Here is a 12,397-nt window from a genome sequence, read left to right as displayed (position 1 = left end):
TCGTGGAGCGCACCCTAAGTTGGCTGGTGAAACGCCGGAGTGTACGCACCCGTTGGTGCAAAAAACCGGAAAACTATTTGGCCTTTGTGTTATTCGCTGCTGCCTCCATTGTGCACGATTTGGCTTTTTTCGGATAGACTCTAAAATGAAAGTAGTCGTTCTGGCCTTGACCAGGGAGGGGTTTTATGGCCACAACTTCAGTTTCTCCCACCGCATCCCGAAAAGCCGCCTGGGGCTGGATGTTGCTCAATGTCGTGGCTTTGGCGGCCGCTGTGGCTGCCGATTTTGGGGGAATGCAGGCCGCGCAGGAAGTGCGGCGCACTTTCCGTGGCCTTGCTTTCGCCACTCAAATGTGGCTCCTGGCTTTGGCCGTTGCCGCGCTCTGGCTGGGGGCTTTTGTGGCTTTCCGCAGCGCCGTGGCTTCGGCCTCGCGCTGGGCTTTTGGCCTCATGACCTTGCTCACCGGCCTGCTCTTGCTGGGAACCTTCCCGCCGCTGATGCAGCCCCTTTGGGGCTTCTCTCTGCTGAGGCCCGTCTGGCGCTTTGAACTGCACGTCGGCCCTGCCCACTTTGCCGGGCTTACGCTGGATTTGCTGTTTTTGCTGAACTTGTGGGGCGTTTTGAAAGCGCGCGGGTGAAGGGAACCACAGATTGGCGCGACTTGAATGGTGATCTGGGATGCGTCAATTCGGGATTCGGCAATCGGGGAGCGCCCGAGGCGGCTAGAAAATCAAGCAACCAGGTAACCAGGCAGCCAAGTAACGAACTGCCGAAGTAACGAATTTCGTGTGTAATTTTTCATAAACTGCGCTTTTCGCTCTCAGGGAGGCAACATGCTCTTGAAATACGGCGTTAGCGTAAATTTCCTTTTGGCGCAAGCGGTGCTTTGGAGCACCCTCGTGGCGTGGTTGGGCGCGATGGCAAATGAAATTCTGCGTCGTCCCACCTGCAAACCGTCGCTCTGGCTTTTCTTCCTCTTTTTCTTCCCCGGCACGGCATGGCTTTATTGGCTGCAACAGGGCGCTCAAGCTGCAGCGAGGGGCCAAACACCGCCCGGCTCCGCCGGTAGCGCCTGAAAAGCCTCTGAACTTAGGGCAAGGAGGGCAACCTATGCGACGCAACCGCGCCATAATGCCGCTGTTAGGGGCTTTTCTGCTCAGTTTTCTGGGCATCTTCTTGGTCGCCTCCTCACGGCAAATCGGCCTTGAAACCCGGCGCATTACCGCCCACACCTGGCGCACCACGTACGACATTTTGGTGCGCCCCAAGGCCAATTACTGGCCGAGCGAGCGGCAACTCGGGCTGGTGCCGGCCAATTACCTCGCCGGCACCTACGGAGGCATCACCATTGCCCAATGGCGCACCATTGCCTCGCTGCCCGAAGTGGAAGTGGCCGCGCCCATGGCCCCGCTGGGCGTTACACAGCCTGTCGTGGCTTTTACTCAACCCTTGCCCGCGCGGCAGGAAGGCACCCTTTTCTTCCTGCAGGAAGAAGACATCGCGGATAGCGGCGCAGGCAAGGAACGCTGGACGATGTACGTCCTCGTCCAGCAAACGAGCCAGCCGCGACCTCAAATGCCACCCCAGCAAGCCCTGAACCTGGGCTGGAGCGGCTTTTGGCAGGCTTCGCCGCAGCGCGGGGTGAGGGTTGACCTGCGCTTTCCCCTCACCATCGCCGGAATTGACCCGGAGGCCGAAAGCCATCTGGTGGGGCTGGACAAAACGGTGGTCTCGGGAAAACCCTTCCAGAATGCCCCCATTCGGTACAAAAAATCGCCCTCTGGCGAGCAGAAGGCCATCATTCCCGTCTGGCTGAACCAGACCCCCTACATCCGCTACACGCCCCGCGCGGCGCTGTATGCCTTCCCCGAGGATGCCAGCAAAGAAGAAATCCTTGCCCTCCCGCCCGAGCAGGCGCTGGCCCGCTTTGCCCCTTCGTTGCTCTGGCAGCGCTCGTGGGATACGGAGACGGTCTACAACCAAATCGTCGGCTCGCTGTTCGTCGCCTTTGGGGGAAAATGGCCGGGGCACGCGATTGAAGGAACGCCCACAATCACAGAATGGCAGGAAGTCACCCAACCTCAGCCCATGCTTTACACGGCGGAAGGGGAAACCGCCGCCGACGCGATGCCTCACCTGCGCCTGCAGCGCCCTTTCGGGCAGGCCGCTTTCGTTTTCCCCCGTTTCCGCCAAGTCCACATGGAGGCCACCAAGCCTTTCAGCCTCTATGCCATGGGCGTGATTGACATCCGCCGTTTGCCGCGCCCCAGCGATGTGAACCGAGTACCGCTGGAAACTTACTACCCGCCCTCGGCGCTCCTGGTCGCCGACGCCCAGGGGCGGCCGGTGAACCCACCCAAGCCGCTCTACCCCACCCTCAACCCCGCGGGCTACCTGCAGCCGCCGCCGTTGGCCCTCACCACCGTGGACGCGGTCTGCACCGTGCTCGGCCGCGAGGACTGCATCAGCGCGGTGCGGGTGCGCGTGGCGGGCATTGAAGCCATGTCCCCTGCCGCGCAGGCGAAGATTGAAGCCGTGGCCGGGGAAATCCACCGCCGCACCGGGCTAGAAGTGGACATCATGGTAGGCTCCTCGCCCACGCCGGTGCTGGTGGATGTGCCCGATATGGGCACGGTGCAGGAATTCTGGATTCGCAAGGGCGTGACCACGGCCTATCAGGAGCGCATCAACTTAGGGCAGTGGCTCTTCTTGGCGCTGCTGGCCGTGGTGGCGGGGCTGTACACGGTGCATCAGGGCTGGCTGATGCTGGCGCGGGAACAGCAGGCCTTGGCCCTGCGCAAGGCGTTGGGCTGGCGCACGGGCTGGGTGGTGCGGCAGACGGTGGGCTCGTACCTGCTGGCGGTGGCGGCGGGTGCGGCGGTGGGCGCGCTGGCCGCGTGGGGGGCGGCGTTGGCGGCAGGCCATGCGCCGCTGCCGTGGTGGGCGTATGCCGTGGTGCCGGTGGGAATGTTGGCGGCCTTTGGGCTGGGGGCCACGCCTGCAGCGCTGAGCGTGGTGCGGATGGCGCCGGTGGCGGTGCTGCGGATGGGGGGCTTGCGTGGGGAAAAGAAGCAGAAGAGCCGCGGCGGCGTGGGTTCGCTGTGGGGCTACACGCTGACGGGCTGGCGGCGGCGGCCGCGGCGGGCGTTGGCGGTGCTGCTGGCGAACGCGCTGGCCGGGGGGCTGGTGGTGCTTTTGGCGGCCATCCTGGTGGATCGGCAGGCGTATTTGCGGACGACGCTGCTGGGGCAGTACATCCTGCTGCATTTGGGGCCGGAGCACGGGCTGATGGTGGGGCTGACGCTGCTGTTGGCGGGGCTGCTGACGGGGAACGACCTGAGCGCGGAGGTGGCGAGCCGGCGCGAGGAATTCGGCCTGCTGCGGGCGTTGGGCTGGCGGGAAGGCGCGGTGCGCGGGGTGGTGCTGCGGGAAGGCTGGCTGAGCGGGGTTTTGGGTGGGCTATTGGGCGGCCTGCTGGGCTGGGGTGCCTTCTGGGCGATGTATGCGGCGAGCCCGCGTGGGCTGGGCTGGCTTTTGGCGATGGGGGTGGCGCTGCCGGGGCTGGTGGGGGTGGTGGCAGCGTGGCTGCCTGCCCGCCGTGCGGCGCGCATCCCCCCGGCGCAGGTGTTGCGTGGAGAATAGAAACCACAGATTACACAGATTTACACAGATTGAGGAGAGGAACACAGAAGACACAGAGGAGGCACAGAGAACACAGAAATTTCTTTGCGCTCTTTGCTTTCTTGGCGTCTTGGCGTTAACCCCTTGGGCCCTTGGCGTACAGATTTTTCTGCGTAATCTGCGCAATCTGCGGTTTCAACAACCAAATCGGTGAAAATCTGTGTCAATCGGTGGGTAAAAAACCGCCGATTACACAGATTAGCGCAGATTGATGAGAGAAACACAGAAGACACAGAGGAGGCACAGTGGGCACAGAAATAACAACTTCTGTGTTTTCTGTAGGATTCTGTGTTTTCTGTGGTTTCCAAATCGGTGAAAATCGGTGTCAATCGGTGGATGAAGTACAAGGAGTCAACCATGAGCATCATTCAAGCGGAAAACTTACGCAAGGTGTACGGCGACGGCGTGCCGGTGGAGGCGCTGCGCGGCGTCAGCCTGAGCGTGGACGAGGGCGAGTTCGTCGCCATCCAGGGGCCCTCGGGCTCCGGCAAGAGCACCCTGTTGCACCTCTTGGGCACGTTGGACACGCCCACCGAGGGGCAATTGCGCCTGCTGGAAACCGACGTCCGCAGCCTGCGGGGCGATGCTCTGGCCGACTTCCGCCGGGAGCACGTCGGCTTCGTCTTCCAGATGTTCTACCTCATCCCGGAAATGACCGCGTTGGAGAATGTGATGCTCCCCCTGTTGCCCTACAAGCGCCGCGCCGGCTTTGATGTGGAAGAGCGCGCCCGCCAATTGCTGGAACGCGTGGGCCTGGGCGAGCGTCTGAACCACTTGCCGGGGCAACTTTCCGGCGGCGAGCAGCAGCGGGTGGCCCTGGCCCGGGCGCTGGTCAACCGCCCCACCCTGCTTCTGGCCGACGAACCGACGGGGAACCTGGACAGCCGCGCTGGCGAAGAGGTGCTGCGCCTGATCGCCGAAATGCGCAAGGAATACGGCCTCACCGTGGTGCTGGTGACGCATGACGATGAGGTGGCCGCCCGCGCCGACCGGGTGATCCGCCTGCGCGATGGACGCGTGGTGGAACTTCAGGGGGAGACTGCGACGCCCCGCCTTACCGGGGCTTGACCCACTGCTGACGCACAAGCAACTCGGCGTTGTAGACCGCGCCGCCAGCCGCGCCGCGCACGGTGTTGTGGGAAACCACCACGAACTTCAGATCCCAAATCGGGTCGGAGCGCACCCGCCCCACCACGGTGGTCATGCCGCGGCCTGTGAACGCGTCCAGGCGCGGTTGGGGGCGGTCTGGCTCGCGGCGCACCACGATGACCGGCGCAGGCGTGGAAGGCAGGCCGCGAGCGATTGCTGGCGGTTGGTAGGCTTCCAGCGCACGGATGGCTTCTTCAACGCCCGCGGGCTTGCGTTGCAGCGCGACCGATGCTACTACGGTGTGCCCATCCACCACGGGCACCCGGTTGGTGTGCGCCGAAATGCGAAAGTCGGCCAGCCGGATGCCCTCGGGGATGGCCTTCCCTAACATCTTGCGCGGCTCCCATTCCACCTTGGCTTCCTCGCCGCCGATGTAGGGGATGACGTTGCCCACGATGTCCAGCGAGGCCACGCCGGGGTAGCCCGCGCCCGAAATGGCCTGCATGGAGACGGCGAACACCTTTTCCAGCCCGAAGGCGTCGTCTAATGCTTTGAGCGTCACGGTCATGCCGCTGCTGGTGCAATTAGAGTTGGTCACGATGCCCGCCTTCCAGCCGCGGCGCCGGCGCTGGATTTCCAGCACGGCGGTTTGGTCGGCGTTGACCTCGGGCATCAGGATGGGCACATCGGGCTCGCGGCGGAAGGCCGAGGCGTTGGAGCACACCCAGATGCCCCGCGCGGCCAGTTGGGGTTCCACTTCGCGGGCCACGTCGCTGGGTAGGGCCGAGAAGGCCAGGGCCACGCCGTTCAGGCTGGCGGGGTCGGTGGGCAGCAGCGGCATCCCGGCAGCCCAGGCAGGCAAGGGGCTGGAAAGCAGCCAGTGGACGGCCTTGCCATAGCGCTGCCCGGCGCGGCGTTCCGAGCCGGTGAGGGCCACCACGCGGAACCAGGGGTGGCCGTCGAGCAGGCTAATGAAGCGTTGGCCGACGGTGCCCGTCGCGCCTAAAATCGCGACGGGGATGGGGGCGGAGGGGAGGATTGGGGATTGGGAATTTGGGGACGGAGGAATTGGGGACATGGGGAACCTCGGGGATTGGTGATGGGTTACCTGGTTACCTGGTTGTTTGCCTAACCTTCCTGACTTTCCTAACTCGCAATTCGCAACTCGCTATTATGCCCTCGTCAGCCCATGCACCGCGCGCATCGCGGCTTCTGCCTCTTCGGCTTCCACGACGAAACTCACGGCCACTTCCGAAGAGCCTTGCGCGATGGCGAGCACATTGACGCCTGCGTTGCCCAGCGCGGTAAAAATGCGCCCGGCCACACCGGGGGTTTGCTGCATGCCTGTCCCAACGACCGTGACGATAGCCACGGAAGGCAACAAGCGCACCCGGTCGATGTCTCGGCGAGCGATTTCGGCGGCGAAAGTGTTTTCCAGGGCAGCGGCGACTTTTTCGGCGGCGCGGGTAGGCACCGCGAAGGTAATGCTTTGTTCCGAAGAAGCCTGGGTAATCAGGATGACGCTGGTGCCGGTGCCTGCCACCGCGCCGAAGGTGCGTGCCGCGACGCCGGGAACGCCTAACATGCCGCGGCCTTCCACGGTGAGCAGGCACAGGTCGCGGATCAGGGTCACGGCTTTGATGGTGCCGGCCACGGTTTGAGCCTGTGCCACGATGAGCGTGTCGGGGCCATCAGGATTGAACGTGTTGCGCACCCGCAGGGGAATGCCGCGCTCGACCACGGGGCGGATGGTTTTGGGGTGCAGCACTTTGGCGCCAAAATAGGCCAGTTCCGCGACCTCACGGTAGGAAAGCCGGGGCAAAGTGCGGGCGTCGGGCACGATGCGGGGATCCGCACTCATGACGCCGTCCACGTCGGTGTAAATCCATACCTCGGCCGCGCCCAAACCCGCGCCCAAAAGCGCGGCGGTGTAATCGCTGCCTCCCCGCCCCAGGGTCGTGGTCACGCCCTCAGGCGTTGCACCGATAAAGCCGGTGACCACTGGCGTGATGCCCTGCTCCAAGAGGGGCTCCAGCACCGCGCGCATCTTTGGTGTGGAAGCCTCCAGATCGGGACGCGCGTTTTGGAAAGTCGCGTCGGTAACGATCAGTTCTGCCGCGTCCACTGCCTGGGCGGGGGTGCCCTGGGCTTCCAGCACTGCGGCCAGCAGAGGGGCGCTCATACGCTCCCCCAGGGAAGCCACCGCGTCGTAGGCTCGCGGGGTCACTTCGCCCAATACTGCAATGGCTTCCACCAACCGGCGGAAGGTCTCCGCCCGCTGGCGCACCGCGTCCAGCGCGGATGCTCGGCGTTCCGGCGGCAGCAGAGCCGCGGCGATGGCCTGATGGGCTGCGTAAATGGCTTCTGTAGCCTGGGCGCGGCTTTGCCCGTTGTGCCCGTCTCGCGCGGCCGCGCGCGTGGCCGCCAACAGCCGGTCGGTGACGCCACTGAGCGCAGACGTGACCACCACCACTGGCCCATGCTGGGTGCGCGTTTGGGAAATCACGCGGGCTGCTTGCTGCATGGCTTCCGGCGTGCCAACCGAAGTGCCACCGAATTTGAGGATGAGAGGATTGGGCATGGGGAACTCCTTCGGGCGTCGAGTGTCGGGGGGCGGAGTGTCGGGTGTTTGTCGAGCGCCAATCGCAGAGCCTAAATTGCAAATCGCAGCGCTTCCAGCGCGCTATCGGTATCCTGCGGGCGGCCTACGGAAATGCGGATGTGGTCTTCCAGGCCGGGTTTGGCGAAGTAGCGGATGAGGATGCCGAATTCCTCAGCCAAACGCTGGCGTAGGGCTGCGGCATCCTGCCCGACCACGCGGCAGAGGATGAAGTTGGCGTGGCTGGGGTAGGGCTCCAGATAGGGAATGGCCTGCAAGCCGCGATAGAGGCGTTCCCGCTCGTAGCGCAGGTGAGCGACCACCAGTTGCCGCTCTTCCAGGTCGTGGAGGGTGGCGTGGGCGGCTTCCTGCGCCGCAACGTTGACGTTGTAGGGCTGTTTGGCTTTCCAGAGGGTGGGCATCAGCCAGGCCGGGAACGCACCATAGCCTACCCGCAGGCCAGCCAGCCCCGCCCATTTGCTGAAGGTGCGCAGCACAATGAGGTTGTCGCGGCGCGGCACTTGCGTGATGCGGCTCGTGTGGCGCCCCAGGGCCTCGTCGGCAAACTCGATATAGGCTTCGTCGAGCACTACCAGCGTGGGCAAGTCCAGCAGAGCGGCTAAGGTTTCGGGGGAAGGCAGCGAACCGTCGGGGTTGTTGGGCGTGGCGAGGAAGAGCAGTTTGGGGCGATGTTCCTCCACGGCGCGGCGGATGGCGTCGAGGTCGAGGGCAAAGTCAGGAAGGCGTTGGACTTCCACAATTTGCGCCGCGTTCAGCCGGGCATCGAAGGCGTACATGCCGAAGGTAGGCGGGCACGTCAGCACCTTGTCGCCAGGTTCCAGCATCACGCGCATGAGCAGGTCAATGAGTTCGTCTGCACCCGCACCGACCAGCAGGTGCTCTGCGGGCACGCCGGTGAACGCAGCCAGCGCCTGCCGCAGCGCACGGCTTTCCGGGTCGGGGTAGATGTGCGCGTAGCGCAGGTCTGCCAGGGCGCGGCGCGCCAGCGGCGAGGGGCCGTAGGGGTTTTCGTTGGCGTCCAGTTTGACGATAGCCTCAGGCGCGCGCCCCAGTTGGGCTGCCCGAACCTCGAAGGGCAGCACCGGCGTGTAGGGCGGCAGCGCGGCAAGGTGGGGGCGGGGGGAAGTTAGGGGCTTGGTCATGCGGTTTTCCTCTTCACAATCCGCTGTTTTTGCCGCACCCGCGCCGCATGGGCGTGGGCGTCCAGCCCTTCCGCGTCCGCGATGGTAGCCGCGGGGGCGGCCAAAGCCGACGCGGTGGCGGGATCCAGCGCGACCAGGCTGACGATTTTCACGAAATCCCAGACGTTCAAGGGGGAGGCAAAGCGGGCAGAGCCGCCCGTGGGCATCACATGGCTGGGGCCGGCGACGTAATCGCCCAGCACCTCGTAGGAATGTTCGCCGAGGAAAATGCCGCCTGCGTTGACCACGCGCTCGGCCAGCCGCCACGGTTCGCGTACCGAGAGCGCGAGGTGTTCGGGCGCGTAGGTGTTGGCTAAGTCCACAGCCTCTTCCAGATCGCGGGTGAGCACGATGCCGCCGCGGTGCGTTAGGGAAGCCGCGATGACGTCCGCGCGGCTTCGCATTGCCATTTGGCGTTGCACTTCGGCCTGCACGGCCTCGGCCAGCACGCGAGAGGGGGTGAGCAAAATCGCTGAGGCTAAGAAATCGTGCTCGGCCTGGGCCAGCAAATCCGCGGCCACCCACGCGGGGTTGGCGCTTTCGTCTGCAATCACCACGGTTTCGGTGGGGCCGGCCAGCCCATCGATACCCACCACGCCGAACACCCGCCGCTTGGCTAAGGTGACAAACAGGTTGCCGGGGCCGAATATTTTGTCCACCGGGGGGATGCTTTCGGTGCCGTAAGCCAGTGCCGCGATGGCCTGCGCGCCGCCCAGGGTGTAAACCGCGTCCACGCCCGCGAGCGCGCACGCGGCCAGAATCGCGGGGTTCGCATAGCCAAATTCGGGCGGGTTTTCCCGATGGGGCGGCGTGACGACGACCACTTCCGGCACGCCAGCCACCCGCGCGGGAATGGCGGACATGAGCACCGTGGAAGGCAGGGGCGCGGTGCCGCCGGGTACATACAGCCCCACGCGAGGGATGGGGCGGATGAGTTGCCCCACCGTGCCGCCCATTTCCTGCGTGAGCCACGAGGTCAGGGGCTGGCGCTGGTGGAAAGCGCGAATGCGCTCGGCCGCGGCTTCCAGGGCTGCCCGCACGTCCGGCGCGAGGGTGTCCAGCGCGCGTTGCCACGTTTCTCGCGGCACGGCGAACGCGTCCAAATCCAGTCCGTCCAGTCTGTGTGTCCAATCCCGCAGCGCGACGTCGCCGCGGGCGCGGACATCGCGCAAGATGCGCGCCACGGCCTCTTCCGGCGTCAGCGGCTCGCCGAAAATTTGGGCAATGCCCTGCTGCACCCGCTCGCTCACGGGGAATTCGTCGGGCGGCGTGCGGCGCAAGATAGTGCGTTGGGCGGTGGTGGCGTTGTAAATGCGTAGCACGGGGAACGCTCCTTCACGCAAATTGCGAATGGCGAATTGCGAATGGCGGAAAACGCTTCGCAATTCGCCATTCCTCATTCCTGATTTTGCAGTGCTTCCAACATCGCCTTATACCGTGGCGGCTCTTCTTCGAAGATGTAGGTTACCGGTGTGACGATGATGCCACTGCCGCCGATGGCACGCAGGTCGGCGATGGCGTCGGGCAACTGGTCGCGGCGCACCACGATGGTCACGGCATACCACGGGCTGCCGTCGCGCACATACACCGGGCTGATGGTGGGGCCTTGCAGGCCGCCGATGGTGGGGCGGCTGAAGATGCGCTCCACGATGGCTTCCGGGCTTTCGCCGCGCATGTTGGCAATCACCAGCAGGTTTTCCTGCGCACGCAGGTGGGCTTCGATGTATTCCAGCAGGCGGCGGGCGACAGACAGCACTTCGGGGCGGGTTTGCAGGGCTCCCCGATTGGCGATGAGCACGGCCTGGGAAGGCAAAATCGCACCATCGGCAAGGGGGCGCAGGCGGTTGTCGCGCAAGGTTTGGCCGCTGGAAACCAGATCGCTGATCATGTCCGCGTAGCCAATGGCCGGTGCGGTTTCCAGCGTGCCTTCAGCCCAAATCAGGCGATGGGGAATGGCGTGCTGCTTCAGGAAGGTGGCTGTGAGGTTGGGGAACTTGGTTGCCACCCGCAGTGGGTGTGCCAGGCGTGCGGCGTAAGCCCGCAGGTCTTCCAGATTTTGCACTGGCCAATCTTCGGGTACGGCCAGCGTGAGGGTGCTGTGGCCGAAGCCCAGCGCGTCGTGGAGTACCAGCACGTGGCCGTTTTCGCCGCGCTTTTCGGCCACCAGGTCCATGCCGGTGATGCCGAAGTCCACGCTGCCGTCGCGCACACTGACGACGATATCGCCCGCACGCTGAAAGAGCACGGTGAGGTTGGGTAAAGACGGGATGGTCGCGCTATATTGGCGAGGGTTGGGTTTGTTTACCCGCAGGCCGGCCTCGGCCAGGAAATCCAGTGCGGCCTGCCCTAAGCGCCCTTTGGAAGGAAGGGAGAGGCGAATATCGGTTCGTTGGGTCAAGGGAACACCTCATGCATGGGGATAAACGAAAAACCCCCGGTTGAATGCCGGGGGTGGTTGGTGTGCCAAGCAGGTACGGGAAAGCCTGTGCCCATGCGTGCACTAACCACCACCCGGTGCGGGGGTAGTCATCATACCGTGATGATGCATGGTGGTCAGCGCGTAAGTCATGGACAGCATGGCGGTATTATAACACAGGCAGTGGTCAGAGAGATAAAAAGGGGATAAAAAAGTCCAGCGCGCGGCGTTTTATTCTTTGATTTTCATCTTTTGTTCCAGCAGCCGCACCAGGCCGGAGAGGAAAAGTGTCATGGAGAGGTAAAGATAGGCGACCACATTGAAGGTTTCCATCACGCGGAAAGTGGAAGCCCGCCGCAACCGCCCCATTTGGGTAATTTCCCGCACGGCCAGCACGGTGGCGAGGGAGGAGTCTTTGAGCAAGGCGACAAAGTCGTTGCCCAGGGGGGGCAACACCCGACGGACGGCTTGTGGCAGAATGACAAAGCGCATGGCCTGGAAGTAGTTCATGCCCAGCGAAAGGGCGGCTTCCATTTGTCCGCGGCCGATGGATTGGATGCCTGCCCGGAAAACTTCGGCTTCGAAGGCTGCGTAACCCATTGCCAGGGCAATGATAGCGCGCACATCCATCGGGAGGTCGCGCGGGGTGGCATGGCTGAAAGCGGTGAAGATGTCGGTCAGAATAGCGTTTTGGGTGTGGGCCAGGCCCCACGCGCCGAAGGATTTGATCAGGCCCACCGTGGCAGGGACCAAGGCAAAGGCGACGTAGAGCATCAGCACCACCATGGGGATGCCGCGCATGATTTCCACATATAGCGTGGCGATGGTGTAAATGACCTTGTTCTTTGAGGTGCGGGCCAGGCCAATGAGCAAACCTGCAGATACGGCAAAGATATAGGCTGAGAAGGTGATGCGCAACGTCATCACCACACCCGAGCGCAGGTAATTGAAAGTGTCGTGGTATTGGGGGTTGGCCATGATGAGGTAGGTCAGGAACAACCCCAGGGCGAGCAAAATGACAACCCACCACGGCACTTTATCCCACGGGATGATGCCTTGTTGGCGGCGTTCTTCGTTTACAACGGCAGGGGCTTCTTCCGGCATTGGCGGCTCCTTGGCTTGTCGTTGGATGAGCAAAAGCCCCTATCGCCCTGACGGGCACGGCCGAACAGGGCGATGGGCCTCGCGAAAAGCGTCGCGGGGCGAGAAGGCCTTCTCGCCCCGCGATTGGGGAAATACGATTACTGGGTCAGCCCCCATTTTTTGTTGAGGGCCTGGAGGGTGCCATCGGCTTTCATGGATTCAAGCGCAGCGTTGACGGCATCCTTGAGGGGGCTTCCGGGCGGGAAGACGAAGCCGAGTTGCTCATCGGAGGTCAACTGGCCGAGGATTTTGAGTTTGCCCTGGTTT

Annotated in this window: 11 protein-coding genes; 4 read left to right on the top strand and 7 right to left on the bottom strand. The window is 63.8% G+C overall.

Annotated elements, in window-relative coordinates:
• Positions 1-185: 185 nt before the first annotated feature.
• The 4 genes from ENJ54_04520 to ENJ54_04505 all read left to right on the top strand — a co-directional run bounded on the left by ENJ54_04520 (position 186) and on the right by ENJ54_04505 (position 4,749).
• Positions 186-638 (top strand): hypothetical protein, encoded by a 453-nt coding sequence (locus tag ENJ54_04520; protein HFC09109.1) that lies wholly within the window; start codon positions 186-188, stop codon positions 636-638.
• A gap of 195 nt (positions 639-833) precedes the next feature.
• A complete protein-coding gene (locus ENJ54_04515; protein ID HFC09108.1) occupies positions 834-1,076 on the top strand; it encodes a hypothetical protein in 243 nt (80 codons plus the stop codon).
• A gap of 34 nt (positions 1,077-1,110) precedes the next feature.
• Positions 1,111-3,642 carry an ABC transporter permease gene (locus ENJ54_04510; GenBank protein ID HFC09107.1) on the top strand — a complete coding sequence of 844 codons (2,532 nt, stop codon included), beginning with the start codon at positions 1,111-1,113 and terminating at the stop codon, positions 3,640-3,642.
• Between the two features lie 375 nt (positions 3,643-4,017).
• Entirely contained in the window at positions 4,018-4,749 is a 732-nt protein-coding gene (locus ENJ54_04505) for an ABC transporter ATP-binding protein (protein HFC09106.1), read from the top strand.
• Here the strand turns inward: ENJ54_04505 and asd are convergent.
• The 7 genes from asd to ENJ54_04470 all read right to left on the bottom strand — a co-directional run.
• Complete coding sequence (gene asd, locus ENJ54_04500) at positions 4,736-5,848, bottom strand: aspartate-semialdehyde dehydrogenase (protein ID HFC09105.1); 1,113 nt, start codon at positions 5,846-5,848, stop codon at positions 4,736-4,738. The genes ENJ54_04505 and asd overlap by 14 nt on opposite strands.
• Before the next feature lie 93 nt (positions 5,849-5,941).
• Positions 5,942-7,351 (bottom strand): aspartate kinase, encoded by a 1,410-nt coding sequence (locus ENJ54_04495; protein HFC09104.1) that lies wholly within the window; start codon positions 7,349-7,351, stop codon positions 5,942-5,944.
• A 71-nt stretch (positions 7,352-7,422) separates the two neighbouring features.
• Positions 7,423-8,532: a histidinol-phosphate transaminase gene (hisC, locus tag ENJ54_04490; GenBank protein HFC09103.1), complete on the bottom strand. Its 1,110-nt coding sequence runs from the start codon at positions 8,530-8,532 to the stop codon at positions 7,423-7,425.
• Positions 8,529-9,971 (bottom strand): histidinol dehydrogenase, encoded by a 1,443-nt coding sequence (gene hisD / locus ENJ54_04485; GenBank protein HFC09102.1) that lies wholly within the window; start codon positions 9,969-9,971, stop codon positions 8,529-8,531. Before hisD ends, hisC begins: the two co-directional genes overlap by 4 nt.
• Complete coding sequence (hisG, locus tag ENJ54_04480) at positions 9,968-10,969, bottom strand: ATP phosphoribosyltransferase (GenBank protein ID HFC09101.1); 1,002 nt, start codon at positions 10,967-10,969, stop codon at positions 9,968-9,970. The genes hisD and hisG overlap by 4 nt, the downstream gene beginning before the upstream one ends.
• Positions 10,970-11,218: 249 nt before the next feature.
• A complete protein-coding gene (locus ENJ54_04475) occupies positions 11,219-12,091 on the bottom strand; it encodes an amino acid ABC transporter permease (GenBank protein ID HFC09100.1) in 873 nt (290 codons plus the stop codon).
• Positions 12,092-12,228: 137 nt separating this feature from the next.
• On the bottom strand, positions 12,229-12,397 hold a 169-nt coding region (locus ENJ54_04470), incomplete at its 5' end, for a transporter substrate-binding domain-containing protein (protein ID HFC09099.1).

It is taken from the genome of Chloroflexota bacterium (assembly GCA_011322445.1).
GTDB lineage: Bacteria > Chloroflexota > Anaerolineae > Anaerolineales > DRMV01 > DRMV01.
This window is presented reverse-complemented; position numbering and strand designations above follow the sequence as displayed.

Coding starts and splice junctions, on each gene's coding strand:
- ENJ54_04475 (HFC09100.1), bottom strand. CDS start 12,091: ATGCCGGAAGAAGCCCCTGCCGTTGTAAACGAAGAACGCCGCCAACAA.
- ENJ54_04510 (HFC09107.1), top strand. CDS start 1,111: ATGCGACGCAACCGCGCCATAATGCCGCTGTTAGGGGCTTTTCTGCTC.
- ENJ54_04505 (HFC09106.1), top strand. CDS start 4,018: ATGAAGTACAAGGAGTCAACCATGAGCATCATTCAAGCGGAAAACTTA.
- ENJ54_04495 (HFC09104.1), bottom strand. CDS start 7,351: ATGCCCAATCCTCTCATCCTCAAATTCGGTGGCACTTCGGTTGGCACG.
- hisD (HFC09102.1), bottom strand. CDS start 9,971: ATGAGGAATGGCGAATTGCGAAGCGTTTTCCGCCATTCGCAATTCGCC.
- ENJ54_04515 (HFC09108.1), top strand. CDS start 834: ATGCTCTTGAAATACGGCGTTAGCGTAAATTTCCTTTTGGCGCAAGCG.
- hisC (HFC09103.1), bottom strand. CDS start 8,532: ATGACCAAGCCCCTAACTTCCCCCCGCCCCCACCTTGCCGCGCTGCCG.
- ENJ54_04520 (HFC09109.1), top strand. CDS start 186: ATGGCCACAACTTCAGTTTCTCCCACCGCATCCCGAAAAGCCGCCTGG.
- asd (HFC09105.1), bottom strand. CDS start 5,848: ATGTCCCCAATTCCTCCGTCCCCAAATTCCCAATCCCCAATCCTCCCC.